A 26,143-nucleotide genomic window follows, 5' to 3' on the forward strand; every position below is an offset into this window, starting at 1 on the left:
GGTGGCGTTTACACGAGGGACTGTAGGGAACGCCGTGAGCGACACGACCAGACCCGGCGAATTCCAGCTCATCGCCCGCTATTTCGCACCGATCGCCGGTCCAGGCGGGTTGGGCCTCGTCGACGATGCGGGTCTACTGCGGCCGGCGCGCGGCTACGAGACCGTGGTGACAACGGACGCGCTCGTCGCCGGTGTCCACTTCTTCCCCGACGATCCTCCTGCGTCGATCGCCCGCAAGGCGCTGGCGGTGAACCTCTCGGATCTCGCCGCCAAAGGCGCCAGGCCCGAAGGCTTCGTGCTCTCGCTTGTCCTGCCGAAGGGCTGGACGGAGGCCTGGCTGGCCGACTTCGCGGGAGGACTGGCCAAGATCGCGGCCGAGAGCGCTTGTCCCCTGATCGGCGGCGACACGGTCTCGACGCCGGGACCGCTGATCCTCTCGATCACCGCCTTCGGCAGCGTGCCGGCCGGCCGGATGGTGCCGCGCTCGGGCGTGAGGCCCGGCGATCTCCTGCTGGTTTCCGGAACGATCGGCGACGCTGCGCTCGGATTGAAGGTGCATGGCCCCGACAAGCCGGGCTGGGTCGCGAAACTCGCCGACGCCGACCGGGCTCATCTCGCCGATCGCTACCTCCATCCGCGCCCGCGCCTGGCATTGGCGGCGGCATTGCAGGCCCACGCCTCCGCTGCGATGGATGTGTCGGACGGCCTCGTCGGCGACCTCGCCAAGCTGCTGGCGGCCTCGGGCGCCGGTGGGGAGATCGACCTCGACGCCGTGCCGCTGTCGAGCGCGGCGCGCGCTGCGATCATGGCCGATCCCGTGCTGGCGGAACTGGCCTGGACCGGCGGGGACGACTACGAAATTCTCTGCGCGGCCTCTGAAAAAGAATATCCTGCTCTGGTCGCAGCGGCGCAGGCCGCCGGAATCGCGCTGACCCCGATCGGTCGCGCGACCGACGCGGCCGGAGTCGCGACATACCGCGAAAAGGGCAGGGCGCGCAGCTTCGCGCAGGGCTCCTTCGCTCATTTTTGAAGGCGGCCATCGAACGCCGCCTCGCCGAGGGCGCAGACGCATGAACCAGCACAGTCCGATCGGTGACGGCGATGCCCTCGCCAGGCGCAATTCCGTCGTCCTCGCCTGCGCGCAGGCCTTGGGCGGCGCCAGCCCTTCGATCGTGATCTCGCTGGGCGGTATCGTCGGCTCGCAGCTCGTCACGGACCAGACCTTCGCGACCGTGCCGGTCAGCCTGATGCAGCTCGGCATCGCCGTTGGCGTCATCCCTGCCGCCATGATGATGCGGCGCTTCGGGCGGCGCAACGGCTACCTTCTCGGCGCATTGATCGGCGCGGTGGCCGCCAGCATCGCTGCGGCGGGCGCGAGCACGCGTCTGTTCTGGCTCTTTTGTCTCGGCACCTTCGCCTGCGGGCTCTACGGCGCCTTCGTCCAGAGCTATCGTTTCGCGGCGGCCGATGCCGCGACCGAGAGTTTCAGACCGCGTGCGATCTCATGGGTCATGATCGGCGGCATCGCGGCCGGGGTCATCGGTCCGCAATCGGTCTACTGGACGCGTGATCTTACCCCTGATGCGCCGTTCGCCGCGAGCTTCCTAGCCCAGGGCTGCCTCGCGCTTGTCGCCATTCTTGTGATCCTGCAATTGCGGGCGCCGCCGGTTGCGGCGGTCAAGCCGGGCGGTGGCCGCCCCTTGGCCGAGATCGTCCGGCAACCGAAATTCATCGCTTCCGTCACGGCGGCGCTCGTCGCCTATGGGCTGATGAGCTTCGTGATGACGGCGGCCCCGCTCGCCATGGTCGGCTGCGGCCATTCCGTGGGCGATGCGGCACTGGGAATCCAGTGGCATGTACTCGCGATGTTCGGGCCGAGTTTCTTCACCGGCCGGCTGATCGCCCGATTCGGCAAGGCGCAGGTCACGATGGCGGGACTGCTGCTGACGGCGCTGGCGGCCGTCGTCGGCCTGTCGGGCATTAGTGTCGCCCATTTCTGGATCGCGCTCGTCCTGCTCGGCATCGGCTGGAATTTCGGCTTCATCGGCGCGACTGCTCTCGTGACCGATTGCTACCGGCCCGAGGAGCGGGTGAAGGTGCAGACCGCCAACGATTTCCTCGTCTTCGGCTCGGTCGCCATCGCCTCTTTCTCGTCCGGCGGCCTGCTCCATGCCGGGGGATGGACGAGCGTCAACTGGCTGATCTTCCCGCCGGTCGCCGTCGCGCTGGCGATGGTCGTCTGGCAGGGAAGGCAGAGGCGGGCGGTTTCCGGCTGAGCTTCCCTTGTCGGTCCGAGACTTGCAGTATCCGAGACCTAAGCTCCGGAGCTCGCCGATGCATCCCCATCAATTCGTCGTCCCGGCAGGACGAATTCCTCCCGGTGCGATCGGCCACAACCGTGGGGTGGTCCGGCGCAACTACGCCTTCATGCCGCCGGAAGGGGTGCTGGTCAGCCGCCTGCCGCAATACGGCAAGACGATCGCGCGCATACTGGCGGCACCGGTCCTGGGCGCGAGTTTTGCGCAGTATGTGCTCGAAATCGCCCCCGGCGGCGGCATGCGCGAGCCCCTCCGCGAAGAGGGTGTCCAGCACTTCTATTATGGGCTGTCAGGCGCGGCGCAGTTCGCGATGGCGGGTGAGGCGGCGGCGCCGTTCGGGCCCGGCAGCTTCGCCTATGTCCCGCCCGGCGGAATCCTTTCGCTGACCAATCCGGGCAATGAGCCGGCACGTGTGCTGGCCTTGCGCAAACGCTACGAGCCGGCGCCGGGGCTGCCTGCGCCTGAGCCGATCCTGTCCCACCAGGATATGGTCCCCGTCACCAATCCCACCGGCATGGACGGGCGCGGCTTCCAGTTTCTGCTGCCCTATGGCGACATGCGCTTCGACTTCGAGATGAACCTGATGTGGTTCAAGCCGGGCACCTGTTTCCCGGCCGTGGAGACCCATGTGATGGAGCATGGCCTCTACATGCTGGAAGGGCAGGGGCTCTATTTCCTCGGCACCGAATGGCACGAGATCTGGGCGCAGGACTTCATCTGGATGGGCGGCTACTGCCCGCAGCAGTTCTACCCCACCGGCTTCGATGACGCCGCCTATCTGCTCTACAAGAACGTCAATCGCGACATGGCGCTCTGACGCGCGAGGCTGCTGCGCTGAAAGCCTGTGAAAACGCAGCGGGCCGGAGCGGCAGCGTTTGCGCTTCCGCGCGAAACTTGCCACAAATTCGCCTGACACGGGCGACGCGAAGCGGGCCGAGAAGTCTTTTGGCCCGTATTTCCTGCGCCTGACGTCCAAAGCGCCAAATGAGGAGCGGCAGCGCTCCCGACGGGTCGGAAGCTCAAGGTCAGGAAACCGAATGTCAGCCCTGCTCATCATCATCGTCTTAAGTGCATTATCGATCGCCTATGGCGTCTGGGCCTATGCCGACGTCATGAAGCGCGACGCCGGCAACCAGCGTATGCAGGAGATTTCCGCGGCGGTGGCGGAGGGCGCGCAGGCCTATCTCAAGCGCCAGTACCTCACGATCGCGATCGTCGGCGCGGTGCTGTTCGTCGTCCTGACCTATCTGCTCGGGGCATGGGTCGGCATCGGCTTCCTGATCGGCGCAGTGCTCTCGGGGCTGGCCGGCTTCATCGGCATGAACGTCTCGGTGCGCGCCAATGTCCGCACCGCCCAGGCCGCGATGCAGTCGCTCGGCGACGGCCTCGACGTCGCCTTCAAGGCCGGGGCAGTCACCGGCATGCTGGTGGCGGGCCTCGCACTGCTCGGCGTCGCCGGATATTACGGCTTCCTGACCTCGGTGAAGGGTCTCGTCCCCTCCGACCGCGTCGTGATCGATTCGCTGGTCGCGCTCGGTTTCGGCGCCTCGCTGATCTCGATCTTCGCGCGCCTGGGCGGCGGCATCTTCACCAAAGGAGCGGATGTCGGCGCCGACCTCGTCGGCAAGGTCGAGGCCGGCATCCCCGAGGACGATCCGCGCAACCCGGCCACGATCGCGGACAATGTCGGTGACAATGTCGGCGACTGTGCCGGCATGGCCGCCGACCTGTTCGAGACCTATGCGGTGACGCTCGTCGCAACCATGGTGCTCGCCGCTATCTTCTTCGCTGGACAAGCGACGCTCGGCACGATGATGCTCTACCCGATGGCGATCGGCGCATCCTGCATCGTCACCTCGATCATCGGCACCTTCTTCGTCAAGCTGGGCGCCAACCAGTCGATCATGGGCGCGCTCTACAAGGGCTTCATCGCCGCCGGCGTGCTCTCGGTCGGCGCGATCGCGGCGGTGAACCACCTGATGTTCGGCGGCTTCTCGGCCTCCTTCACGACGGTCCAGGGTGTGACCTTCACCTCGGGCGGGCTCTTTGCCTGCGCGCTGGTCGGCCTCGCCGTCACCCTGCTCATCGTCGTCATCACCGAATACTACACTGGCACCGGTAAGCGCCCGGTCGTCTCGATCGCCCAGGCTTCGGTCACCGGCCACGGCACCAACGTCATCCAGGGCCTCGCGGTCTCCTTGGAATCGACGGCTTTGCCGACGCTGGTGATCGTCGCCGGCATCATCGTCTCCTATGGCCTGGCCGGCCTCTTCGGCATCGCCATCGCTACCACCGCCATGCTGGCTTTGGCCGGCGTGGTCGTGGCGCTCGATGCCTTCGGGCCTGTCACCGACAATGCCGGCGGCATCGCCGAGATGGCCGGCCTGCCCAAGGAGGTCCGCCATTCCACCGACGCGCTCGACGCCGTCGGCAACACCACCAAGGCGATCACCAAGGGCTATGCGATCGGCTCTGCCGGCCTCGGCGCGCTCGTGCTCTTCGCGGCCTACACTTCCGACCTCAACTTCTTCATCGGAGAGGCCAACAAGGCGGGCTCCACGACGTTCCAGTACTTCAAGGGCGTAGTCGTCGATTTCTCCCTGTCCAACCCCTATGTCGTCGTCGGCCTGCTGCTGGGCGGCCTGATCCCGTTCCTCTTCGCCGGCATGGGTATGACCGCGGTCGGGCGCGCGGCGGGATCCGTCGTCGAGGAGGTCCGGCGCCAGTTCAAGGAAAAGCCCGGCATCATGGACGGGACCGAGCGGCCCGATTATGCCCGCGCCGTCGACCTGCTGACCAAGGCCGCGATCAAGGAGATGATCGTGCCCTCGCTCCTGCCGGTGCTCGCGCCGATCGTGACCTTCTTCGCGATCAACGCCATCGCCGGCAAGAACCAGGCTTTCGCGGCCGTCGGCGCCATGCTGATGGGCGTGATCGTCACCGGCATCTTCGTGGCGATCTCGATGACCTCGGGCGGCGGCGCCTGGGACAACGCCAAGAAGAGCTTCGAGGACGGCTTCGTCGACAAGGACGGCGTGCGCCACATGAAGGGCTCCGAGGCGCACAAGGCCTCGGTCACCGGCGACACCGTCGGCGACCCCTACAAGGACACGGCCGGCCCCGCCGTGAACCCGGCGATCAAGATCACCAACATCATCGCGCTGCTGCTGCTGGCGATCCTCGCGCATAGCTGAGACCATTCGGCCAGGCTGGTAGATCGAGAACCCGCGGAGCGATCCGCGGGTTTTTCTTTTCAGACACAGCTGCTTGGCCAAACGGCTTGAATCACCTTCTCCGTCGTCGCCGAACACTACGGCCATCCCCGTAGCGTTCAAGGAAGCCAGCGCGCCGTCCCGCTGCCATGGTCTCTCCAGCCCCCTGGAGAAAACCATGACGATGCCTGCCACAACCACCCGCGACGCCGGCACGAGCCGGTTCGCCGACCTCGCCTTGCTGCTCGTCCTCGCCGTTCTCTGGGGCGGTTCCTATACCCTCATCAAGATCGGCGTCGAGACGATCCCGCCGATCTCCCTGATCGCGGCGCGCACCTTGATCGCAGGAGCGGCCCTGTCGGTCGTCATCTGGCTGCGCGGCCTTCGTCTGCCTCGCGATATGAACAACTGGCGGCTGTTCATGGCGCAGGCTTGCCTGAACAGCGTCGTGCCCTTCACGCTGATCGCCTGGGCCGAGCGCAGCGTCGATGCCGGCCTCGCCACGATCCTGAGCTCGACCAGTCCGATCTTCGTCGTCCTGCTGTCGGGCCTGCTGTCGGGCCTGCTCGTCGGCCGCGAGCGCCTCGGCGCCCTCAAGCTTGCCGGCGTCGCGGCCGGTCTGGCCGGCACGGTCCTGATCGTCGGTGTGCAGGCGATGGCGGGGTTCGGCGAGCATCTCGCGGCCCAGCTCGCGCTTGTAGCGGCCAGCCTCTGCTATGGCGGTGCGGCACTGTTCGGCCGCAACTTCAAGGGGCTCGATCCGATCATGCCGGCCGCCGGGTCGCTGATCTGCGGGGCGGTCATCCTGATCCCGCTCAGCCTCGTGCTGGACCGGCCCTGGACGATCTCCCCCTCGGCCGCATCGATCCAGGCCCTGCTCGCGCTGTCGCTGGTCTCGACCGCGCTCGCCTTCGTGATCTATTTCCGGTTGATCGCCCGGCTCGGCTCCGTCGCGACCACCTCGGTGGCTTATCTGCGCGTACCCACCGGCGTTGCGATCGGCATGATCGTGCTCGGCGAAGCACTGGCGCCGACGGCCTGGGCCGGGCTGGTCCTTGTCGTTGGTGGGGTGCTCGCGATGACGCTGCCCGCAGGGCGGCCGGTGGCGCCGCGCTGAAATTCCAAGGGGCGGCAAAAGAAAACCCGCAGTCGAGGCTGCGGGTTTGATCGTTCTGCTTGCCTGCCGCGGCGGCTAGGACCCGAAGGGCGTGAACTTCGTCACGCCGCGGAAGAGGTTGCGCAGGAAGCTCTGCTCCTCGCCGCCGGTCGCCGTGGTCCGGCTGATGAAATCGAAGATCACGCCGTCCTGCAGGCCGTAATTGGCGATGCGCTCGACCTTGAAGGCCTTGTTGAAATAGACCACCAGCACCTTCTGGTCGATCACGCTCAGATCCTGGAACTGGAAGCGCCGGCGCACCGTCTGGCTGATGTAGTAGAAGGTCCGGTTGCCGACCGTCGAGGTCGTCGAGGGCGTGCCCAGCGTCGTCAGGACGGTCTGCACATCCATGCCGGGCTTGATCTGCGCGATCAGCCCGTCATCCATGACAAAGCCCCGGGTGTATTCCTCGTTGATGCCGGCCGATGTCGGCAACACGAATCCCCCGGCATTGGGGCCGCAGCCGGCGAGCGCGAGCGACGAGGTGGCAAGAAGACCGAAAAGGGCCGCGCGGCGGGTTGTGACGAGCATTCGGACACGATCCAGAGGCGGGGCGGACGACGGCGCGCTGCCATGTCCGCTTGTCAATTGGGTGGAGGTTGGCGTAACGCCCGAGGATGGCTTTGGCAAGGCAGAGGCGTCCGCGGGGCCGGACGTCGGTTGGTTTGGACGTCAGATGGAGCGTTACGCGTGATCCTGGGTCTGTTCGGCAAACGCAACGACCGGCTGGCGCCGGTGAACGCGCTGTTCTCGCGCATCGCCGAAGCGTCGCGCCAGCCCGCACTCTATCAGGCGGGCGGCATTCCCGACACCTTTGAGGGCCGCTTCGAATCGCTGACCTTGCATGTTTTCCTCGTCCTGCGCCGCCTGCGCGAGTTGCCGGCGCCGGCGGCTGACCTCGCGCAAGATCTGGTCGATGCCTGCTTCGCCTATCTCGAGATCGGCTTCCGCAATGGCGGCATCAGCGACATCGCCGTGCCCAAGCGCATGAAGAAGATCGCCAAGAGCTTCTATGGTCGCGTCCAGGCCTATGAGGTGGCCGTGCTCGATACCGACCCTGCCGGTCTGGTCGAGGCTCTGGCGCGCAATGCCGGTTCGGGCGAAGGGGCTGCCGCCTTGGCGGAGTATGCGCGGGAGGCGCAAAAGCGGCTGGCTACGCTGGATCTCGCCGCAATCCTCGCGGAGCCTCCCTTTCCGGAGTTCCCAAGCCAGGTTTCAAGCCCAGGAGTCGCATCATGACGCCCGACCCGACCTTGCCTTTGAGCCACCCCGTCGCGGTCGAGACGATCAAGCCGCGCGGCTCTGTCGTCCGGGTCGAGGCCGACGCTGCCGCTTTGTCGACCCTGGCGCGGGTGCTCGATCTTGCCTCCGTCGAGTCGGTCGTCGCACGTTACGACCTGACCCGCAACGGCGAGCGGGTGAAGCTTGAGGGCACCATCGAAGCCGCGCTGCACCAGACCTGCATCGTCACGCTAGAACCCTTCCCGGTCTCGCTCAGCGTTCCAGTCAGGCTGGATTTTGCGCCCCAGGTCGAGATTTCGGCCGCCGCCGCCCGCGAGGGCATCGACGAGGATGGCAAGGTCGATGTCGAGGTCAGGCTCAACGAGGACGATCCCCCGGAGCCCATTCTGGACGGTATGATCGATCTCGGCGCCGTCACGCAGGAGTTCCTGGCGCTGGCGCTCGATCCCTATCCGCGCAAGCCGGGGGCGGCCTTCGACGCGCCGGCAGCGGGCCCCGCCGTCGAATCGCCTTTCGCGGCGCTGGCCCGGCTCAAACGCAGCGAATGAAGCGGGAACCGGCTTGCGGTTGCGCTTGCGGCGGCGGCTCAAGTCGCTATTGTCCCGCCCGCATCGAACCGCCCCCGCTCGAACGGCGGCCGCCCCCGGGACCAGCCAGCACCTCATGACACGACCGGTTACAATCGCCCTCGATGCGATGGGCGGAGATCACGGCCCTTCCGTCGTCATTCCGGGTGCGGCGCTGACTTTGGAGCGCCGTCCCGACGCGCGTTTCGTGATCTTCGGCGACGAGGCGCAGGTGCTGCCCCTGCTCGACGCGCATCCCAAGCTCAAGGCGGTCACGACCTTCCACCATACCGACGTCTCGGTGAAGATGGACGACAAGCCGAGCCAGGCGCTGCGCTACGGCCGCTACAAGTCTTCGATGTGGCGCGCCATCGACGCCACCAAGACCGGCGAGGCCGACGTCACGATCTCGGCCGGCAACACCGGCGCGCTGATGGCGATGTCGAAATTCTGCCTGAAGTCGATGCCGCAGGTCGACCGGCCGGCCATCGCCTGCCTCTGGCCCACGGTGCGCGGCGAGAGCGTCGTGCTCGATGTCGGCGCCACGATCGGCGCCGATGCCCGCCATCTCGTCGATCTCGCGGTGATGGGCGCCGCCATGGCCCGCGTCGTCTTCGATCTCGACCGCCCGACCGTCGGCTTGCTGAATGTCGGCGTCGAGGAGATCAAGGGCGTCGAGGCGGTCAAGGAAGCCGGCCGCATCCTGCGCGAGAGCAACCTGCCGCATCTGGAGTATCACGGCTTCGTCGAGGGTGACGACCTCGGCAAAGGCACGGTCGATGTCGTCGTGACCGAGGGTTTCACCGGCAACATCGCGCTCAAGACCGCCGAGGGTACCGCACGGCAAATCAGCACCTATCTGAAGGCGGCGATGAGCCGTTCGCTGATGGCCAGGATCGGATATCTCTTCGCGCGCGGTGCCTTCGCTGCCCTGAAGGACAAGATGGACCCGCGCAAGGTCAATGGCGGGGTCTTCCTCGGGCTGGAGGGCATCGTCATCAAGAGCCATGGCGGCACCGATGCCGAAGGCTTCGCCAGCGCCACCGAACTGGGCTATGAGATGGCCCGCGAGGACCTGATGGCGAAGGTCCGCGAGATGATTGCCGCGACCGCGCGGCCGCAGGCCGTGCCCATGCAGGCCGCCGCCGTCGCCAAATAGGGATTACGGGACTGTGTCCATTCTCCGCTCTGTCGTCCGCGGCTGCGGTTCCTATCTGCCGGCGCGCATTGTCACCAACGCCGAGCTGGCGACGCGCGTCGATACGACCGACGAATGGATCGTCCAGCGCACTGGCATCCGCCAGCGCCATGTCGCCGCCGCCGATGAGACCACCTCCGCCATCGGCCTGAAGGCCGCGCAGGCCGCGCTGGCCGACGCGGGCATGGACGCCAGCGAAATCGATCTGATCATCGTCGCGACCGCGACGCCCGACCACACCTTTCCCGCCACCGCGACCCAGATCCAGGCCGCGCTCGGCATCGGCGCAGGCGCCGCCTTCGATCTCCAGGCCGTCTGCTCCGGCTTCGTCTTCGCGCTGGCGACCGCCGACAAGTTCATCACCACAGGCGCCGCAAGGGCCGCCCTCGTGATCGGCGCCGAAACCTTCTCGCGCATCCTCGACTGGGAGGACCGCACGACCTGCGTGCTTTTCGGCGACGGCGCAGGCGCGGTGGTGATCTCCGCTGAGGCGGGGGAGGGTACGCTCGCCGATCGCGGCATCCTCACCACCCATATCCGCTCCGACGGCCGCCATAAGGACAAGCTCTATGTCGATGGCGGCGCCGGCTCGACGGGAACGGTCGGCCTGCTGCGCATGGAAGGCAAGGAGGTCTTCCGCCATGCCGTGGTCAATCTCGCCGAGACCGTGCGCCACACCTTCGCCGTCACCGGGCTGACCGGGGCCGACATCGACTGGTTCGTGCCGCACCAGGCCAACCGCCGCATCATCGACGCGACGGCCGACAAGCTGGGCATCGGCCATGAGCGCGTCGTGGTCACGGTCGACCGCCACGGCAACACCTCGGCAGCCTCGATCCCGCTGGCTTTGGCCGAGGCCCATGCCGACGGCCGCATCAAGCGCGGCCAGCTCGTCCTGATCGAAGCCATGGGCGGCGGCTTCACCTGGGGGTCGGCGCTGATCCGCTGGTGATCCAGGCGTCTCCGATCCGTCGCTCTGTGACGATTTCCGTCATGATTCAGGGACTTTGCGAGAAGAGTCGCAAGACTCGCCCCGTTCGAGGATTGACCCGCGCAATCGCTCCGCATAGCGTCCGCGGCGTCCATAATGGCGAATTGCAGGCGACGGTGCCGCCAGCACACGATAACGCCTTGGAGAATGTGAATGGCGGGGCAAACGGTCACTCGCGCGGATCTGTGCGAGGCTGTCTATCAGAAGATCGGTCTGTCGCGGACGGAGTCGTCGAAACTCGTCGAGGCGGTGCTCGACGAGATCTGCGATGCGGTCGCGCGTGGGGAGAACGTCAAGCTCTCGTCCTTTGGTTCATTCGTGGTGCGAGACAAGGGCGAGCGAATCGGGCGTAATCCGAAGACGGGTGTCGAAGTCCCGATCGAGCCGCGTCGCGTCATGGTGTTCAAACCCTCGAACGTGATGAAGGCCCGCATCAACGGGCATTCCGGCGAGGGCGATGAGGAGTGACTCTGGAGTTCCACACCGGCAATCCCGAGGCCGAATTGGACAACAAGAGCCCAGATGCCTTCAGGACCATCAGCGAAGTCGCTGAGGACCTTGATATTCCCCAGCACGTCCTGCGTTTCTGGGAAACCCGCTTCACCCAGATCAAGCCACTCAAGCGCGGCGGCGGGCGGCGCTACTATCGGCCTGACGATGTCGCCCTGCTGAAGGGCATCCGCCGGCTGCTCTACGGCGAAGGTTACACGATCAAGGGCCTCCAGCGCATCCTCAAGGAGCAGGGCCCCCGCCATGTCCAGGCGATCGGCCGCGGCGGCCCGTTGGGCCCGCAGGATCGCGAAAGAGCGGTCGCGGCGTCGGCCGGACCGGCCCCGCAGGCTGCTGCGATGTCGCCTCAATCGTTCGACAGTGCACGAGCGGCGGCTGCCGCCCCCCCCGACGGGCTCGACGACGTCACCGTTCTCGGCGCCGTCCTCACCGAGCTGCAGGAGTGCCAGAGGATCCTCCGCAGCGCGCTGCAGCCGGCCCCCGACCCGGCCTGACGGCTCGACGCGTCACGGGGGCAGCGTCCGACGAGCAGCGTGTCATTCGAGGCTGCTGTCCCACCATCGCGAATGAGGACGTCTATGGCCTGGCTCTATCTGTTCGTCGCAGGGCTGTTCGAGATCGGCTGGGCGATCGGGCTTAAATACACGCAAGGCTTCACGCGGCTGGTCCCGACTACGCTGACGCTCGTGAGCATGGTGGCGAGCATCGCCCTGCTTGGCCTGGCGCTGAAGACCCTTCCGGTCGGCACCGCCTATGCGGTCTGGACCGGCATCGGCACGATCGGCACGGCCATACTCGGCATCGTCCTGTTCGGCGAACCGTCCCACGCGCTGCGGCTCGCCTGCATCGGCCTGATCGTCGCCGGCATCGTCGGCCTCAAGCTGGTGTCCTGAACGCGGCTCAGCCGGTCGACGCAAGACCGTGCGATGGGTCACCTTCTGAAGGCGCCGGGCCAATGGCCGCTGCGTTCCAGCAGAACGATGAGCACCACGGCCGCCAGCGTCACGGCCAGTGTCAGCAACTTGGCGTTCCACGGTATGCGGCGGCCAATCAGCCAGATCAGTGAGACGCCCAACAGCAGGGGGATAACGATCTCCATGGCGCCATCCTTACCCTGCCGCAGCGCGCGGCGCACGGGGATTTACCGGCCCGGCTTCCAGGCCGGAACCCAATCCCCGGGAAAGGCGTTCCTGGAGCGGGGGAAGCGCGCCGCGAGCGGCGCCGGCCTGTCATTCCAAACCAGCGACAGGAGCTTACGATGGGACTGTTTTCCAAGGACATCAAAACGATGGACGATCTTTTCGTCCATACGCTTCAGGACATCTATTATGCCGAGAAGCAGATTCACAAATCCCTGCCCAAAATGATCGAGAAGGCGACGGATACGCAGCTCAAGCAGGCGCTCGAGGCCCATCGCACCGAGACCCAAGGCCATATCGAGCGGCTGGAGCAGGTCTTCAAGCAGCATGGCGCCGAAGCCAAGGCCGTCAATTGCCCTGCGATCGACGGCATCCTGAAGGAAGCCGACGAACTCGCCGGCGAGGTGGCCGATAAGCAGGTCCTCGATGCGGCGATCATCGCCGCCGCACAGGCCGTCGAGCACTACGAGATCACAAGGTACGGTACGCTTACCGCCTGGGCGAAGCAGCTCGGACGCAACGACTGCGCCGCCCTGCTGCAGAACAACCTGGACGAGGAGTTCGCCGCTGACGGCAAGCTTTCGAAAATGGCCGAAGGCGGCGTCAACCAGAAGGCCGCCGCCTGATGCGAATGCCCCCGGCAGTGCGAACTGGCGGGGGCATTTTTTAGGAAGAGTCTACGCTCAGGTCGGGTTGCCCGGATCGCCGGGCGGTACCTTCGGCGCCTTTGGCTTTCTCAAACCGCGCGCCCAATAGCCAGCTAGCGCCAGTCCTGGCGGGATCGCCAGCAACAGCAGCCAAACGAGAAAATTCCAATCCCCCGGCCACGGCCGGACCTTTGCTTCAGGACGGTCCTACTGCACGGCGACCTTGCGCTTGTTGGACTTCGCCTTCGGTGCGACAGGCTCAGGTGGCGGCTCGGCCGCGATCTTCGCCATCCGGAGCGCGCGCAGGGTCTCGATCTTCTTACGGGCCGCAGCCTCTTCAGCCGCGATGCGCCCGCTCGACTTCTGCTTTTCGCGCGGTGCTTCCTGCACGCTATGCACATCGTGCCAGGCGCGTGGTCCACGGTCTTCCCCTGCCATCGCTCTCTCCCGTTCGTCACGCAACATCATGACGCAAGCTTACGCGCGAATGGCCGCGGTTGCGAGCCGGGAATCGGCGCCAGCGGGGGATGACCGATTTTCAGTCGTCTTCGAGCAAGTCGACATGCGCTAAATGCTGCGGAAACTCTCAGTAGTGTTTTAACCAGTAAATCGTCGATCGAACTGCTGGATACACTAAAGTAAGGTCCGGCGACTAACCGTCGTTTCATTGCATGTCAGGCAATGCTGGCGACGGATCAAGCAGATGAATGCATTCGTGGCGGAAACGACGATACGCGTCGAGCGCTTCACCCTCCTTAAACTGGACAGGCGCGAATGGGACGGGTTCGCTCAGACCTGCGACGCCTCGTTCAAGTGCTCCGCCTATAATTTTGCGTCGAACCTTGTCCAATTGCTGTTCGGCAAACGCATGTTCTTTGTGTTCTATGCGTCTACCGATGGCTTCGAGACCAAGATCGGCCAGTGCGCTCTGCGCTTTTTCAAAGGTGCGTACCATTTTGAGGATCGGCTTCAGGTCCTTCCTGATTTCGACGATTACTGGACGGCCTGTATGCGGGCACTGCTCACGCATATCGGAAGCGGGCGCTTCTATTATGGCTCGTTGTGGAGCATGGATCGAGACCGCCGCGACCAGCTGGAGCGGATCGAGGGCACCACCCTCGTCGATGTCACGCGATTTAGGGTGCAGTATATCGATTTTGCAGCGTCATCGGATTGGGACCATTACGCCCAGTCGCTTCACAAGAACGTCCAACGCAATCTGAAGAAAGCCGCGTTGGAAAATGAGGCGATTTATATCGAAAGCTATCGCGGCCCCTCCGCGATCAAGCTGCTCGGCAAATGCAGCAACCTCAGGAAGCTCGTCTACGACGCGAAGGGGATACCGTTTTCCACCCTTCGGGTGCTGGCCCGTGCCGCCTTCCGGATCCTCTCCTTCCGGCATTATGCGGTGAGCGCAGCGGTAATCCGCGGCGATCGGACCGTGGGCGTGTTCTCCGGGGTCCAGTTCGGCAGATCGACGTTCTATATCGACGGCGGCTCGCTGCCCGGCAATCGCGGTTTGTCGTGGACACTGCTGATCACGATGATCAAGGCGGCCTATACGGCAGCCCCAAAGGGCTTTTTCATCTTCGGCTGGGTGCTCGAAGGCGGCAACGAATCCAAGGAGTTGATCTGGTCGCGCCAGCAATGCAACATCGCCGAGCGTCCATCCAGCCTGTTCGAGTTCGCCTATGAGGGCCGATAGTCTGGTCGCAGCGCGTGTGTTGGGCAGGCAGATGGCCGCTGCCCGGTCGAGAGCTTTCCCAAGCTCGGCCCCGGTCGAAGCTTAGAAGCCTGGCAGGCGCGAGAGCTAGTCGTGCCAGGGCAGTTCGGGCGCCTTCCAGGCAAGCCCGATGACGACGATGAGCGAAGAGAGATGAAAAGCGGCGACCCAGATCATGTGGTGCCTGTGCCTTGCGAGCAGTCGGATCCGTATTCGGACATGGACGTGTTCACGTTGTCTTAACGGGTGCCCTGGCCCCGGGGATAAATGACCGAAGATTTTCCTGACGGGTTCCGGCAGCGGACAAGCTCGCGAAAGCCATCATCCAAGGGGGCGTCGGACAGAGACCTGACCTGACTGCGCGCGATTATGCGGTCTTCAGCTCATGCCAGCGATCCAGATCCAGGCGGATCCAGATGACAAGGCCCCTAATATTTTTTTGGGATTTATGGTCGGAGCGAGAGGATTCGAACCTCCGACCCCTTGTCCCCCAGACAAGTGCGCTAACCGGGCTGCGCTACGCTCCGACGGCTCGGCTTATAGTGTCGCCTTCGCGCGGATGCAACGTGCTTGACGAAATGATCGGGAACACCCGTCGGCGATCCGGCGCTCGTGCAGGATCGAGCCCCGGACTGATGACGAAGTTGAAATCAGCCGGAATGCGCGCCGCTCGGCCCGGAAGGCGGGGGCACCCGCAGCGCGGCCAGCCCCCATACGAGCCCCAGCATCAGATAGAAGTGCCGCCAATGGTCGGTGTCGATCTGGAGGCCCTGCAGGATGGTGACGAACAGCACCGACCAGAGCACGATGGCGTGGTTCTGCCAGGGCGAGCGACGGAAGACGAGCGTCCAGCCGGCATAACAGGTCGCCGCCGTCAGCCCGAGCCAGGCGAAGCCGCCGAGCCAGCCATAGGAGGCGAAGGCGTTGATGTAGACGTTGTGCGGGTCCTCCGGGAAGAACCAGCGGAAGCGCAGCGGCCCGAAGCCGTTGGGCTCGCCGAGCAGCAGCGGGATCGAGCGAAGCTGGTTTCCAAAGCGCCCGGTGACGCCCTGGTCGTAGCTCTGGTCGAGGCTGGCGCGCATCTCGAAGACGCTGCGGATGTTTTCAAACGAGAGGGCGACCAGCAGCGCCGCCGCCATCAGCACGAAAGCGGCCATGGTTAGCCCGACGATGCGCGCCCGCCGCGAGGCTCCCGCCGTGGTCAGGAAGGTCAGCGCCACCATCAGGATCGCCGAGCCCGCGAGATTGCCCCAGGCGCCGCGCGAGAAGGTCAGGAACAGCGCCGCCAGCGGCAGGCTCATCAGGAACAACCCGCGCATCAGACCGAGCCGGCCGATCAGCACATGCTGCAGAGCAAAGACGATCGGCGGCACCAGGAAGGGCCCCAGCACGTTGGGGTCCTTGAAGGTGCCTGAGGCGCGCCCATAAAGCGAGAACACGCTGCTCAGTCCCGCAACGTCGAAATAGCCGAGCACGCCGGCAAGCCCCGCGCACCAGGCCGCGAAGACATAGCCGCGCCGCAGCGTCTCCAGCCGCGCCATCGTGTCGTCGTCCATGATCGCGGCGAGGAAGACCGCGGTGATCATCAGATAGACCGAGACGGCCGTGAACCGGACCGAGGCGCTCTCGTCCATCCAGGGGATCAAGGAGAAGGCCCCGCCGATATTGTAGAGCAGCAGAAGCACGAGCAGCGGCAGCGGCTTCTGCGAGAAGCGGATGCCGGTCAGCGCAAAGACGAGCACCGCCAGCAGAAAGACGACTTCATAGGGCGAAGGCTCGATCAGCGCGAACCCGCTCGACGCCGTCAGAAGCCACAACGCGCCGCGCTTGATCGCGCCATGGGAGACCCGCAGGCCGCTCCGTGGCGGCGCGTCCGCCCGGGACCGGTCCGCGAGCGCGCTCAATAGGCGTTCTCGTTCTTGGTCAGCAGCGAGATCGGCGTCTTGATCAGGATGTAGAGGTCCAGCAGCACCGACCAGTTTTCGATGTAGTGGAGGTCGTGTTCGACGCGCTTCTGGATCTTGTCGTCGGTATCGGTCTCGCCGCGCCACCCATGGATCTGCGCCCAGCCGGTGATGCCTGGCTTGACCTTATGACGCGCGAAATAGCCATCGACGACCTGCTCATAGGCCCGGTTCTGGGTATGGGCATGGATCGCGTGCGGGCGCGGACCCACCAGCGAGAGATCGCCCTTGAAGACCACGTTGAAGAATTGTGGCAGCTCGTCCAGTGAGGTCTTGCGGATGACGCGGCCGACGCGGGTCACGCGCGGATCGTTCTTGGTCACCTGCTTGGCGGCGGCCATGTCGCTCATGTTGTGATGCAGCGAGCGGAACTTCAGCACCTCGACGCAATCATTGTTGAAGCCGTAGCGCTTCTGCCGGAACAGCACCGGCCCCTTCGAATCGAGCTTGATCGCGATGGCGATGACGAGCATCACCGGCAGGAGCGCGATCAGCGCCAGCGTCCCCACGACCTTGTCGAAGATCCATTTGACGACGATGTCCCAGTCGGCGATCGGCCGGTCGAATACATCGAGCACCGGCACGGCGCCGATATAGGAGTAGGAGCGCGGCCGGAACCGGAGCTTCGACATATGCGCCGAGAGCCGGATGTCGATGGGCAGCACCCAGAGCTTGCGCAGCATCGTCAGCAGCCGCGCCTCGGCCGAGATCGGCAGCGTGAAGATCACCAGGTCGAGCCGGGTGCGCCTGGCGAATTCGACAAGATCGTCGATCGTCCCGAGCTTGGGATAGCCGGCGACCAGATCGGGCGAACGGTCGTCGTTGCGGTCGTCGAACACGCCGCAGACGCGCAGGCCGGTGTCCTGCTGGGCCTCGAGCGCGCGGATCAGCGCCTCGCCGGCCTCGCCGCCGCCGACGATCGCGGTGCGCCGTTCGAACCGCCCCCGCCGCGTCAGGCTGCGCACGGCGAGTGTGACGGCAAACCGTTCGGCCAGCAGCGCCGCCAGCCCGCCGACATAGAAGCCGGCAAGCCAGACGCGCGAGACCTGGTCCCCGATCTTGAGGAAGAAGAAGACCGCGAGCGCGATCAGGAACAGCGTGGTCCAGCCGGCGACGAGCCGCGCCGCCATGGCCATGTAATTGCGCAGCGCCCCGACATGATAGAGATGCAGCGCTTGGAAGGCGCCCAGCATCCCGACCGCCAGCACCGGCACCGTGACCTGGTAGTGCAGCGAGCTCTCGGCGTGGCCGGCGACATAGAGCCAGTAGATCAGCCCGCCCACGGCGCAGATCGCGAGCACGTCGAATAGCCGGACCGCACCCTCGATCATCACCGGTGACAGGGTCGGCTGAACCGGCATGGCGGCGATGCGTGCGGCCAGCGGATGAAAGGCGCGTGTCGGTCGAATCCGTTCGGAACCCGGCATCCCGGAACCGAGAGGCGTGGCAGCATCGGCCTTGATCATATCGCGAACGTCGAACGCACCCATGGCAAGCCATCCTTGGTCGGACCGACGGAAGAACCGCTCGATCGTGCCGTTCGTCTAGCCGAAAATGCTCACGGAAGGCTTAATCGGTCGAGTCGCTGTTTTGGCTTGATCGGGTGGGAGGTGTGGGGGACGGTATTCTGTTGATTTGGGTTTTCGAACGCTACTTGCCGGTCACTCCGGACAAGCGGCGCAAGCCGCGCCGATCCGGAATCCATCATCGAGCACCGCGGCGCCCTACGATGAATTCCGGGTCTCCGCTTCGCTGCGCCCGGAATGACGGCAAGGGTCTGATTCCCGCAGATGCCCAGAATATCACTCGATTTTCCACGGGGCAGACGCTCGGCGAAGACCGTCCGGCGCCGGTTTTGCGCAAGCGCGGCCCTGACTGGGAGGTGTGAAGAAAGCCGATTTTGTCGTGGCCTGCCAATGTATTGACACAGCTTCGATGCCGGGATTCTCGTTCCGAGCCGACGGCATCATTAATATCAGAAGTTCTATGTGGTTGACATAAAGCAGAAAATCGCTCACAAGCATCCTTGATGAGTGTCTGAGAAGCACATTGTGAGCGGAAGATGTCCCCGGTTTCGGCCGTTGTTTGGACGCCCCGTCGTGCTGTTTTTCGTGGCGGTTCACCGCCCCGATCTCGAACAAGACTTCATCTCGAAACTCAAGCTATAGCCAGGCTGTCTGTGTACCGCCCCCGCGGTACCTGGAATCGGCCCGGCCCGTGTGCCCCATGTCTTTCCACTGGTTCATTCTGCTCGCGGCCATCGCCGTCGAGATCGTTGCGACGGCTGCGCTGAAATCCTCCATCTCCGCGCCCGCTGTCCTGGCGCTTCTGCCTCTGCTCCTGATCGGGCTCTCCTTCGCGCTGCTAAGCGTCGCTTTGCGCGTCATCCCGATGGCCGTCGCCTATGCGGTCTGGGAAGGGCTCGGCATCGTCGGCATCGCCATCTCTGGCCACCTGCTCTTCGGCGAGCATTTGACGCCCCAGCGCATCCTGGCACTGGCTGCGATCATCGCCGGCATCGTCCTGCTCGAACGCGGAGTCGGTAGTGGTCACAACGACCAGAGGAGGCCGGCATGATCGCCCCCCTCCTGCCGCAGTCGCTCGCGCTGCTCTGGCTCGTGCTTGCGGTCGCTCTCGAAGTGTCGGGAACTTATCTGCTGAAGCTGTCGGACGGGCTGAAGCGCCGTCTCCTCGGCGCGCTGGGCCTCGTCCTCGTCATCGGCGCTTTCGCCGCGCTGGCGCAGGCGATCCGCGGTATGGATCTCTCCGTTGCCTATGCCGTCTGGGGCGGGGCCGGCCTCGTCGTGACGGCGATCGTCGGCGCGCTCGCCTTCGGCCAGGCCATCCGCCCGGCCGGCTGGGCCGGCATCGTTCTGGTGATCTGCGGCGTCGTCGCGCTGAAGCTGGCCTGAACCTGCTCAGCGCGACGGGCGAGCGGCAAATGCGACGCGATAGGCCGCGATCACGCCATCGACCATCGCGTCGAGCTGGAAGTTCTGCCGGACATGCGCCGCGAGATCGGTCGCCTCGGCCCGCCTTTCGGCATAGGGCGCGGCCAGCGTCCGCGCGATCGCGTCGGCCAGCACGACCGGGTCGTTTGCGGCGATCAGCCTGTGACTATGGCGCGGCCCGTAGATTTCCTTGATGCCGCCGACATCGGTCGCGATCAGCGGTTGGGCCGCCGCCGCCGCCTCCAGCACGACATAGGGCAGCGATTCCGCCCGCGACGGCACCACCATCACATGCGCCTGCGACAGCGCGCGGCGGATCGGTCCCGGCGGCTCGAAGACGCATTGTGCCGCAACGCCGCGATCGACTGTCATCTGCCGCAGCTCCGCCTCGTCCGGTCCCGAACCGATCAGCAGCAGGCGCGGCGTCAGCCCGTCACGGCTCTTCAGCAAAGCGAGCGCCTCGATCAGCGTGTCGATGCCCTTCGCCGAACGCAGCTCGCCGAGATAGACGAGGTCGAACCCGGCCTGGCTATGGTCGATCGGCTCGAACTCCGGCTCCGAGATGCCGTTCAGCACGATGCGATGGTCGGTCAGCGGCATATGGCCGATATGAGCCTCGAACCGACCGGCGATGAAGGCGCTCTCGAACATGAACATGTCCGTGGCGCGCTCGAGGAACCGCTCCACGCCCATATAGACGCGGTGTTCGGTCGAGCCGGGCTTGTAGTTGAAGCTGCCGCCATGGGGAGTGTAGGCCGTGGCGTAGCGGCGGCCGGGCGTCAGCAGCGCCGGCAGCCGCGAATAGAGTCCGCCCTTGGAGCCGTGGCCATGAACGATGTCGGGCTTCAGCCGGGCGCGCAGCCTGATCTGGCTGAGCTGCGCCTTGGCATCGGTCAGGCTCGGATAGCGGGACATGGCGACGCGCATCACACCGAGCGAGAGCTTGTCCGACAGCTCGGCGAAGACATCGTCGGCACGTGTGCCGCCGGTCGTCGCATCGCAGAAGATCCCGACATGATGTCCGCGCGCCGCCTGTCCGCGCGCAAGGTCGAGCACGTTGCGGAACAGCCCGCCAAGCGGTGCGCGAAACACATGCAGGATGCGCAGCGGTGGCGCGGCCTCGGTCATGACGACAGCTCCGCGAACAGGCTCAGAACCAGCGTTCCTTGATCACGATCGTGTCGCCCGGCTGCACCGGATAGATGATCGGTACCGCCGCGGTGACGAGTTGACCGTCGATCAGGCGCGTCACCTCGGCGAAGCTGCGCTGGCCGCGTGGCGTGAAGCCCCCGGCGATCGCCACCGCCGTCTGCACGGTCATGCCGTTGACATAGGGAAACTGGCCGGAATTGGTGACCTCGCCGAGCACGAAGAACGGCCGGTACGAATCGACCTCGACCGAGACCTTGGGCTCGCGCAGGAAGCCGCCGCGCAGCTTGCCCTCGATCGCCCGCTCGAGCTGCTGCGTCGTGCGCCCTTGCGCCTCGACCGTGTCGATCAGCGGCATCGAGATGCGTCCCGAGCCGTCGACAGCGTAGATATTGGAGAGATTGTCCTGTCCGAAGACGATGATGCGCAGCTTGTCGCCGCTGGCGAGCCGGTAGGGCCCGCTCGGCTGCGCCATGGCGTAGTCGGCCTCGACATAGCGCGGCGCGCAGGCGCCGGCCGTCAGCGCGAGCGCCAAGGCGAGAGAGGTGAGGCGGGGACTCATCACTGGCTATACCCATGCGGAACCTGCCCTAGGCTTACGGTCGACATGGTTAAAAAAGCCTGACGATCCCCTTCGGCCGAGGCTGCCCGCAGGCCGGCCTTAACCCCGCACTAACCTTAATGGGCTTTCATGGATTGGCGCGCGGCCGAAAGCCGCGCTTCAGTCCTTATGCGTGAACGGATGGGTCATGACCGCTCAAACCGAGAGCCAGACGCGCGCCGCCGGCGAAGGTCGCGGCGACATGCTCGATCTCGCGGCGCTGTGGGCCGCGATCAAGCGCCGGAAGGCCTGGATCATCGGTCCGAGCCTGGCCGCGCTCGGTCTGTCCGTCGTCGCGATCAACCTGGTACCCGCCCGCTACACCGGCGAGGCCCGCATCCTGCTGGAGAATCGCGACAGCTTCTACACCCGGCCGGGCCAGTCGACGGGGGAAAGCTCGGGGCAGCAATTCGACAGCGAGGCCGTCCAGAGCCAGGTCCAGCTCATCATGTCCCGCGATCTCGCCCGCGAGGCGATCAAGCGCATCGGCCTCGTCGGCAATCCCGAATTCGACGCGGGCGCCGGTGCGCTCAACACGCTGAAGAAGGTCGGCGTCCTGGTCGGCCTGGGCGCCCATCCGGCCGACCGTTCGCCGGAAGACCGGGTGCTGGAGAAGTATTTCGACCGGCTGTTGGTCTATCCCGTCGGCCGCTCCCGTATCGTCTCGGTCGAGTTCTCATCGCAGGATCCCGCATTGGCGGCGAAGGCCGCCAACACCATCGCCGACGTCTATCTGGAACTGCAGCAGGCGGCCAAGCAGGACACGGCGCGCAGTGCCTCGTCCTGGCTTTCGACCACGATCGAACCTCTGCGCAAGCGTCTGGCCGAGGCCGAGGCCAAGGTCGAGGATTTCCGCTCGCGCAACGGCCTTCTGGTCGGCGCCAACAACACCACGATCACCGCCCAGCAGCTCGGCGATCTCTCGACGCAGCTCTCGACGGCCCGCAGCCAGCAGGCCGAGGCGCAGGCCAAGGCCGGTCTGATCCGCGATGCCATCAAGCAGGGCCGGACCTTCGAAATCCCGGACGTCGCCAACAACGAACTCGTCCGCCGGTTGATCGAACAGCGCGTGAATCTGCGCGCCCAGCTCGCGCTCGAATCGCGCAATCTCCTGTCCGAGCATCCCCGGATCAAGGAACTCAACGCCCAGCTCACCGATCTCGAAGGCCAGCTTCGTGCCGCGGCCGAACGGACCGTGCGGATGCTGGAGAACGAAGCCAAGATCGCCAGCCAGCGCATCGAGAGCTTTACCGCAGCTCTCGACGGCCAGAAGAAGAACGTCTCCACCGCCAACGATAGCGAGGTCCAGTTGCGCGCCTTGGAGCGCGAGGCCCGCACGCTGCGCGACCAGCTCGAGCAGTACATGCTGCGCTATCGCGAAGCCGTCGCCCGCGACACCCAGAATGCGACCCCCGCCGACGCCCGGGTGATCTCGCGCGCCGTCGAGCCGAGCGAGCCTTCTTTCCCCAAGAAGGTTCCGACCATGGTCGTGGCGACGCTGGCGACCTTCCTCGTCGCGCTCGCCACCATCGTCTCGCGCGAATTGCTCAACGGCCAGTCGGGCGCGCCTGCGCCGGCCGACAAGCCGCGCCGGGCGCCGGGCTGGGTCGTCGGTGGGCCCGGCCGGACCAACTCCGACCCGCGCCGCGAGCGCGTCGCCGGTCTCCTGACCCATGCCGGCCGCCTTGGTCAGGTGACGCTCGACCTCGACGCACCCGAGCAGACGCTCGCCGACATCGCCGAACGCATCGAGGAGCCGGCCCGCGGCATGGCGCCCATGGTGGTTGTGCTGGACGGCGGCGGCCATGGTGCGACGACCGCGCGCGACCTCGCCGAACTGCTCTCGCAGCGCTGCCGCTGCATCATCGTCGATCTCGCCGCAGATGGCGACCGCACCGAGCCCGGCTTCTCCGAGCTTCTCGCCGGCGAGGCGCTGTTCTCCGACATCATTACGCGCGAGACCGGCTCGCGCCTGCACCGCATCGGCCCCGGCCGTGCCGGCCGCGACGCCGTGCTGGCTGCGCCCGACCTAGTCGAACTCGCGCTCGACGCGCTCTGCGAGACCTATGACTGGGTACTGGTCGCAGCCGCCTCCAACGACGAGGCGGCCGTACTCGCGCCGCTGGTCGGCCGCGCCCAGGGCGGCCTTGTCATGGCCGGCCAGGTCGGCAACGGCCATGCGATCGAGGCCGCCTACAGGCTGGCGGATTTGACGAAGGCGCCGGTCGCGCTGGTTCTGGACGCCAACGAACCGGTGCCGAGCCGGCTGGTCGCGTCGCGCGAACGCGACCAGGAGCCGGCCTGACGGCCGATCATTCCTCGACCGCGCGCTGCCTTTTCATCAACCCCGACGCTCGCTGCGCCAGCTTCAGCGCCGTCGGCGAGCCCTTCACCAGGCGCTTGGCCTCGCGCTTCAGGCGGCTGAACCCGACGAAGAGCCTGCCCTTTGCCGTCAGCGGCAGGAACGTGTCGACCAGATCGTCGCGGTCGTCGCAGATCGTCGTCTTGTAGCGCGCCTCGCCGACGCCGAGGTCGAACGCTAAAAAACCTTCGCGGCATTTCAGTGCGATCAGATCGACCAGCAGGATCTCCCCCGGACTCGTCTTTGCGATGTCCTCGTCCATGGCGAAGGAGGTCGCCATCCCCGAGAAGCGGCCGCCTTGGACTGCGCCGACATAAGTCGCGACCGAGCGGCCCGCGACATCGAGCGAATAGAGTTCCAGCGTCGGCGCTGCGCCCTGAGCGCCTTCGCGCAGGAAGGCCCGCATCGCCGGCTCCGCGAAGGGATCAGGAATGCCCATCGCGGCGAAACGCGCCGCCTTCTGGGAAAAGAAGGCCTCGGTGATGCGCTCGATCTCGATCTCGCTCCGAGCCCTGACCAGCGCCGAGGCGCCGAAGCCGGCGAAGCGGTTGCGCTTGTTCTTGAGCTTCTTGCGGGCGTGGCTGCTCATCGAGCGCTTCAGCGTGCCCTCGGCGTCGCCCGGGACCAGCGCAAGCTTGTAGGCGCCGCTCGGGCTCGGGCCGGAGGCAAGTAGCACCAGCGGGTTGGAGGCATCGCCCCAGCGCACCGGCTGGTTGACGAAGACCAGGGCGTCGAGCCCGCCGATCGCCGCGCCGACCTCGTGCAGCATTGCCTCGGCCGCTTGCCCGTCCAGCGCCGCCGCAAAACCCGGCGCGAACAACCCCATATGATAGTTGGCGTGCTTGCCGCCGATGAACTCGGCGAACCGCACGCCCAGCCGCCGCGTGATCACCAGCGGCAGGATCGCGACAGGCCGGTCCTCATCATCGCGCAGAGCAACATAGCGGAAATCCATGCCATGGGCCTTGCCGACCGTCGCAGCGAAAGCGGAAACCCAGCCATAAGCCTGATAGGGCGTCACCAGCGCCTGTGCTTCCAGCGCGCGCCACTCGCTTTCGAGCGCCGCTATATCGGTATCGACCGTAATGCGCCGCCACGGCTGCCACGCGGCGCTGCTCCGGCTTTCGGCCGAAGCCGGCACGCGGTTGCGTTCGGCAAGAGCAGACATCAATGCGGCGGCCTCTGCGCGGACAGGGACGACTGCCTTAACCCGGCATTGTGAACAGACCCGTCAAAGTGATGCAGACAAGCCGAAGCATCGGCGAACAGCGTTAGCGAGCGGTTGCGGCGGATTTCGATGAGCCTGCGTCACAAAGCCTTCTCGGCCGTGTTCAAGGCGATCGCGCTGACCCGCGCCGATCGTTGGGGCAGGGGCTTCGCTCAGGGGCTAGGCGTCATCTTGACCCTGCATCAGGTCAGGCCGGAGCGCGCCTTCGGCTTCCAGCCCAATCGCTTGCTCGAGATCACGCCCGATTTCCTCGACACGGTGCTGCGGCTGATCAGGGCGGAGGGCTACGATCTCGTTTCGCTGGACGAGGCGGCGTCGCGCCTGGCGAACCCGCGGCAAGGCCGCTTCTTCGTCGCGCTGACCTTCGACGACGGATATCGCGACACCCTCGACCATGCCTGGCCGGTGCTGGCGAAATACGACGCGCCCTGGACGATGTTCGTCACCACAGGCTTCGCCGACCACAGCGCGCGGCTCTGGTGGATCGAGCTGGAAGAGGCGATCCGAGCCCTTCCGGAGATCGCCGTGGAGCTGCCCTCAGGCAGATTCTTCGCACGCAGCGGCACCGACGTGGAAAAGCAGCAGGCCTTCGAAAAGCTCTACTGGCGTCTGAGAGCCGAGCCCGAAGCGATTCTGCTCTCGACGATTTCCGATCTGGCGTGCCAGGCCGGCATCGACGGGCCGGGGATCACCGAACGCGAATGCCTGCCCTGGGGCACCTTGCGGGCCTTGTCGGGCGCGCCCGGCGTGACCATCGGCGCCCATACGCTCACCCACCCGATGCTGGCCAGGCACGACGATGCCTTCGCCCGCGCAGAGATCGCCAACAGTAAGGCGCGCATCGAAGCCGAACTCGGCATTCCCGTCCGCCATTTCTGCTATCCGGTCGGCGATCCGACATCGGCCGGCCCGCGCGAATTCGCTCTTGCAAGGGAGGCCGGTTTCGCTGCCGCGGTGACGACGCGGCCGGGCCATCTCTTCGCAGCCCATGCGAGCCATCTCCACGCCCTGCCGCGCGTCTCGCTCAACGGCCACCAGCAGACCGAGGAGGCGGCGCGGGCGCTGCTCTCGGGGCTGCCGTTCCTGTTGTGGAACCGGGGGCGGCGGGTGAATGTGGAATAGCCGGTGTGGCTGGGCACGGGGAACCCCTCTCCCGGAGGGAGAGGGGCAGGGGTGAGGGGTCGGC

General features: G+C 65.9%; 26 protein-coding genes and 1 tRNA gene. 18 read left to right on the top strand and 9 right to left on the bottom strand.

Annotated elements, in window-relative coordinates; genetic code table 11:
* Positions 1-34: 34 nt before the first annotated feature.
* The 5 genes from thiL to AXW83_RS03800 all read left to right on the top strand — a co-directional run bounded on the left by thiL (position 35) and on the right by AXW83_RS03800 (position 6,647).
* Complete coding sequence (gene thiL, locus AXW83_RS03780) at positions 35-1,030, top strand: thiamine-phosphate kinase (protein WP_066610774.1); 996 nt, start codon at positions 35-37, stop codon at positions 1,028-1,030.
* Between the two features lie 40 nt (positions 1,031-1,070).
* Complete coding sequence (locus tag AXW83_RS03785; RefSeq protein WP_066610775.1) at positions 1,071-2,276, top strand: MFS transporter; 1,206 nt, start codon at positions 1,071-1,073, stop codon at positions 2,274-2,276.
* Between the two features lie 58 nt (positions 2,277-2,334).
* Positions 2,335-3,135 carry a (S)-ureidoglycine aminohydrolase gene (gene allE / locus AXW83_RS03790; protein WP_066610776.1) on the top strand — a complete coding sequence of 267 codons (801 nt, stop codon included), beginning with the start codon at positions 2,335-2,337 and terminating at the stop codon, positions 3,133-3,135.
* A gap of 220 nt (positions 3,136-3,355) precedes the next feature.
* The gene (locus tag AXW83_RS03795; RefSeq protein ID WP_066610778.1) at positions 3,356-5,512 is read left to right on the top strand and encodes a sodium-translocating pyrophosphatase; all 2,157 of its coding nucleotides are present in this window, start codon (positions 3,356-3,358) and stop codon (positions 5,510-5,512) included.
* A 202-nt stretch (positions 5,513-5,714) separates the two neighbouring features.
* Entirely contained in the window at positions 5,715-6,647 is a 933-nt protein-coding gene (locus AXW83_RS03800; RefSeq protein ID WP_066619769.1) for a DMT family transporter, read from the top strand.
* Positions 6,648-6,722: 75 nt separating this feature from the next.
* Here AXW83_RS03800 and AXW83_RS03805 read toward each other — a convergent pair whose 3' ends face one another.
* Positions 6,723-7,217, bottom strand: a complete 495-nt coding sequence (locus AXW83_RS03805) for an outer membrane protein assembly factor BamE (protein ID WP_082766925.1) — start codon at positions 7,215-7,217, stop codon at positions 6,723-6,725.
* Positions 7,218-7,376: 159 nt separating this feature from the next.
* Between AXW83_RS03805 and AXW83_RS03810 the strand changes: the two genes are divergently transcribed.
* The 7 genes from AXW83_RS03810 (at position 7,377) to sugE (ending at position 12,086) form a co-directional block, all read left to right on the top strand.
* On the top strand, positions 7,377-7,925 hold the full coding sequence (locus AXW83_RS03810; protein WP_066610779.1) for a ubiquinol-cytochrome C chaperone family protein: 549 nt from the start codon (positions 7,377-7,379) through the stop codon (positions 7,923-7,925).
* A complete protein-coding gene (locus AXW83_RS03815) occupies positions 7,922-8,476 on the top strand; it encodes a YceD family protein (protein ID WP_066610780.1) in 555 nt (184 codons plus the stop codon). Before AXW83_RS03810 ends, AXW83_RS03815 begins: the two co-directional genes overlap by 4 nt.
* Positions 8,477-8,591: 115 nt before the next feature.
* Positions 8,592-9,653, top strand: coding sequence for a phosphate acyltransferase PlsX (gene plsX, locus AXW83_RS03820; RefSeq protein ID WP_066610782.1), 1,062 nt, complete (start codon positions 8,592-8,594; stop codon positions 9,651-9,653).
* 13 nt (positions 9,654-9,666) lie between these two features.
* Positions 9,667-10,644: a beta-ketoacyl-ACP synthase III gene (locus tag AXW83_RS03825; protein ID WP_066610784.1), complete on the top strand. Its 978-nt coding sequence runs from the start codon at positions 9,667-9,669 to the stop codon at positions 10,642-10,644.
* A gap of 192 nt (positions 10,645-10,836) precedes the next feature.
* On the top strand, positions 10,837-11,151 hold the full coding sequence (locus tag AXW83_RS03830; RefSeq protein WP_066610786.1) for an integration host factor subunit alpha: 315 nt from the start codon (positions 10,837-10,839) through the stop codon (positions 11,149-11,151).
* Positions 11,148-11,687, top strand: coding sequence for a MerR family transcriptional regulator (locus AXW83_RS03835; RefSeq protein ID WP_236841807.1), 540 nt, complete (start codon positions 11,148-11,150; stop codon positions 11,685-11,687). Before AXW83_RS03830 ends, AXW83_RS03835 begins: the two co-directional genes overlap by 4 nt.
* A gap of 84 nt (positions 11,688-11,771) precedes the next feature.
* Positions 11,772-12,086, top strand: a complete 315-nt coding sequence (gene sugE, locus AXW83_RS03840; RefSeq protein WP_066610788.1) for a quaternary ammonium compound efflux SMR transporter SugE — start codon at positions 11,772-11,774, stop codon at positions 12,084-12,086.
* Between the two features lie 38 nt (positions 12,087-12,124).
* Here sugE and AXW83_RS26945 read toward each other — a convergent pair whose 3' ends face one another.
* The gene (locus AXW83_RS26945) at positions 12,125-12,292 is read right to left on the bottom strand and encodes a hypothetical protein (RefSeq protein WP_156639774.1); all 168 of its coding nucleotides are present in this window, start codon (positions 12,290-12,292) and stop codon (positions 12,125-12,127) included.
* 159 nt (positions 12,293-12,451) lie between these two features.
* Here AXW83_RS26945 and AXW83_RS03845 point away from each other — a divergent pair, with 159 nt between their 5' ends.
* Entirely contained in the window at positions 12,452-12,958 is a 507-nt protein-coding gene (locus AXW83_RS03845) for a YciE/YciF ferroxidase family protein (RefSeq protein ID WP_066610791.1), read from the top strand.
* A gap of 228 nt (positions 12,959-13,186) precedes the next feature.
* Here AXW83_RS03845 and AXW83_RS03850 read toward each other — a convergent pair whose 3' ends face one another.
* Entirely contained in the window at positions 13,187-13,417 is a 231-nt protein-coding gene (locus tag AXW83_RS03850; protein ID WP_156639776.1) for a hypothetical protein, read from the bottom strand.
* A 265-nt stretch (positions 13,418-13,682) separates the two neighbouring features.
* Here AXW83_RS03850 and AXW83_RS03855 point away from each other — a divergent pair, with 265 nt between their 5' ends.
* Positions 13,683-14,684 carry a hypothetical protein gene (locus AXW83_RS03855; protein ID WP_066610794.1) on the top strand — a complete coding sequence of 334 codons (1,002 nt, stop codon included), beginning with the start codon at positions 13,683-13,685 and terminating at the stop codon, positions 14,682-14,684.
* 467 nt (positions 14,685-15,151) lie between these two features.
* Here AXW83_RS03855 and AXW83_RS03860 read toward each other — a convergent pair.
* The 3 genes from AXW83_RS03860 to AXW83_RS03870 all read right to left on the bottom strand — a co-directional run bounded on the left by AXW83_RS03860 (position 15,152) and on the right by AXW83_RS03870 (position 18,156).
* Positions 15,152-15,229: transfer RNA gene (locus AXW83_RS03860), tRNA-Pro, on the bottom strand.
* Between the two features lie 123 nt (positions 15,230-15,352).
* On the bottom strand, positions 15,353-16,606 hold the full coding sequence (locus tag AXW83_RS03865) for an O-antigen ligase family protein (RefSeq protein ID WP_066610796.1): 1,254 nt from the start codon (positions 16,604-16,606) through the stop codon (positions 15,353-15,355).
* Positions 16,603-18,156: an undecaprenyl-phosphate glucose phosphotransferase gene (locus AXW83_RS03870; RefSeq protein WP_066610798.1), complete on the bottom strand. Its 1,554-nt coding sequence runs from the start codon at positions 18,154-18,156 to the stop codon at positions 16,603-16,605. The genes AXW83_RS03865 and AXW83_RS03870 overlap by 4 nt, the downstream gene beginning before the upstream one ends.
* 736 nt (positions 18,157-18,892) lie before the next feature.
* Between AXW83_RS03870 and AXW83_RS03875 the strand changes: the two genes are divergently transcribed.
* Together AXW83_RS03875 and mdtI are read left to right on the top strand one after the other, a co-directional pair.
* Positions 18,893-19,243 (top strand): DMT family transporter, encoded by a 351-nt coding sequence (locus AXW83_RS03875; protein WP_066610800.1) that lies wholly within the window; start codon positions 18,893-18,895, stop codon positions 19,241-19,243.
* Positions 19,240-19,578, top strand: coding sequence for a multidrug/spermidine efflux SMR transporter subunit MdtI (gene mdtI, locus AXW83_RS03880; RefSeq protein ID WP_066610804.1), 339 nt, complete (start codon positions 19,240-19,242; stop codon positions 19,576-19,578). The genes AXW83_RS03875 and mdtI overlap by 4 nt, the downstream gene beginning before the upstream one ends.
* Before the next feature lie 6 nt (positions 19,579-19,584).
* On the opposite strand, the gene AXW83_RS03885 is transcribed toward mdtI, so the two are convergent.
* Together AXW83_RS03885 and AXW83_RS03890 are read right to left on the bottom strand one after the other, a co-directional pair.
* Positions 19,585-20,745, bottom strand: coding sequence for a glycosyltransferase family 4 protein (locus AXW83_RS03885; protein ID WP_066610806.1), 1,161 nt, complete (start codon positions 20,743-20,745; stop codon positions 19,585-19,587).
* Between the two features lie 22 nt (positions 20,746-20,767).
* Positions 20,768-21,328, bottom strand: coding sequence for a polysaccharide biosynthesis/export family protein (locus AXW83_RS03890; RefSeq protein WP_066610807.1), 561 nt, complete (start codon positions 21,326-21,328; stop codon positions 20,768-20,770).
* Positions 21,329-21,515: 187 nt separating this feature from the next.
* On the opposite strand from AXW83_RS03890, the gene AXW83_RS03895 reads away from it, so the two are divergent.
* A complete protein-coding gene (locus AXW83_RS03895) occupies positions 21,516-23,672 on the top strand; it encodes a GumC family protein (protein WP_066610808.1) in 2,157 nt (718 codons plus the stop codon).
* Positions 23,673-23,679: 7 nt separating this feature from the next.
* Here AXW83_RS03895 and AXW83_RS03900 read toward each other — a convergent pair whose 3' ends face one another.
* Entirely contained in the window at positions 23,680-24,897 is a 1,218-nt protein-coding gene (locus AXW83_RS03900) for a GNAT family N-acetyltransferase (protein ID WP_066610810.1), read from the bottom strand.
* A 129-nt stretch (positions 24,898-25,026) separates the two neighbouring features.
* On the opposite strand from AXW83_RS03900, the gene AXW83_RS03905 reads away from it, so the two are divergent.
* The gene (locus AXW83_RS03905) at positions 25,027-26,079 is read left to right on the top strand and encodes a polysaccharide deacetylase family protein (RefSeq protein ID WP_066610813.1); all 1,053 of its coding nucleotides are present in this window, start codon (positions 25,027-25,029) and stop codon (positions 26,077-26,079) included.
* The last annotated feature ends 64 nt before the right edge of the window (positions 26,080-26,143 follow it).

The sequence above is a fragment of the Bosea sp. PAMC 26642 genome (assembly GCF_001562255.1).
Classification (GTDB): Bacteria; Pseudomonadota; Alphaproteobacteria; order Rhizobiales; family Beijerinckiaceae; genus Allobosea.

Excerpts from the sequence above, each read along its gene's own strand:
- AXW83_RS03870 (WP_066610798.1), bottom strand. The coding sequence starts at position 18,156 with ATGGGTGCGTTCGACGTTCGCGATATGATCAAGGCCGATGCTGCCACG.
- AXW83_RS03795 (WP_066610778.1), top strand. The coding sequence starts at position 3,356 with ATGTCAGCCCTGCTCATCATCATCGTCTTAAGTGCATTATCGATCGCC.
- AXW83_RS03890 (WP_066610807.1), bottom strand. The coding sequence starts at position 21,328 with ATGAGTCCCCGCCTCACCTCTCTCGCCTTGGCGCTCGCGCTGACGGCC.
- AXW83_RS03805 (WP_082766925.1), bottom strand. The coding sequence starts at position 7,217 with ATGCTCGTCACAACCCGCCGCGCGGCCCTTTTCGGTCTTCTTGCCACC.
- AXW83_RS03900 (WP_066610810.1), bottom strand. The coding sequence starts at position 24,897 with ATGTCTGCTCTTGCCGAACGCAACCGCGTGCCGGCTTCGGCCGAAAGC.
- AXW83_RS03800 (WP_066619769.1), top strand. The coding sequence starts at position 5,715 with ATGCCTGCCACAACCACCCGCGACGCCGGCACGAGCCGGTTCGCCGAC.
- AXW83_RS03815 (WP_066610780.1), top strand. The coding sequence starts at position 7,922 with ATGACGCCCGACCCGACCTTGCCTTTGAGCCACCCCGTCGCGGTCGAG.
- mdtI (WP_066610804.1), top strand. The coding sequence starts at position 19,240 with ATGATCGCCCCCCTCCTGCCGCAGTCGCTCGCGCTGCTCTGGCTCGTG.
- AXW83_RS03830 (WP_066610786.1), top strand. The coding sequence starts at position 10,837 with ATGGCGGGGCAAACGGTCACTCGCGCGGATCTGTGCGAGGCTGTCTAT.
- AXW83_RS03905 (WP_066610813.1), top strand. The coding sequence starts at position 25,027 with ATGAGCCTGCGTCACAAAGCCTTCTCGGCCGTGTTCAAGGCGATCGCG.
- sugE (WP_066610788.1), top strand. The coding sequence starts at position 11,772 with ATGGCCTGGCTCTATCTGTTCGTCGCAGGGCTGTTCGAGATCGGCTGG.
- AXW83_RS03785 (WP_066610775.1), top strand. The coding sequence starts at position 1,071 with ATGAACCAGCACAGTCCGATCGGTGACGGCGATGCCCTCGCCAGGCGC.
- AXW83_RS03885 (WP_066610806.1), bottom strand. The coding sequence starts at position 20,745 with ATGACCGAGGCCGCGCCACCGCTGCGCATCCTGCATGTGTTTCGCGCA.
- AXW83_RS03855 (WP_066610794.1), top strand. The coding sequence starts at position 13,683 with ATGAATGCATTCGTGGCGGAAACGACGATACGCGTCGAGCGCTTCACC.
- AXW83_RS26945 (WP_156639774.1), bottom strand. The coding sequence starts at position 12,292 with ATGGAGATCGTTATCCCCCTGCTGTTGGGCGTCTCACTGATCTGGCTG.
- plsX (WP_066610782.1), top strand. The coding sequence starts at position 8,592 with ATGACACGACCGGTTACAATCGCCCTCGATGCGATGGGCGGAGATCAC.
- AXW83_RS03895 (WP_066610808.1), top strand. The coding sequence starts at position 21,516 with ATGACCGCTCAAACCGAGAGCCAGACGCGCGCCGCCGGCGAAGGTCGC.
- AXW83_RS03875 (WP_066610800.1), top strand. The coding sequence starts at position 18,893 with ATGTCTTTCCACTGGTTCATTCTGCTCGCGGCCATCGCCGTCGAGATC.
- AXW83_RS03845 (WP_066610791.1), top strand. The coding sequence starts at position 12,452 with ATGGGACTGTTTTCCAAGGACATCAAAACGATGGACGATCTTTTCGTC.
- allE (WP_066610776.1), top strand. The coding sequence starts at position 2,335 with ATGCATCCCCATCAATTCGTCGTCCCGGCAGGACGAATTCCTCCCGGT.
- AXW83_RS03850 (WP_156639776.1), bottom strand. The coding sequence starts at position 13,417 with ATGGCAGGGGAAGACCGTGGACCACGCGCCTGGCACGATGTGCATAGC.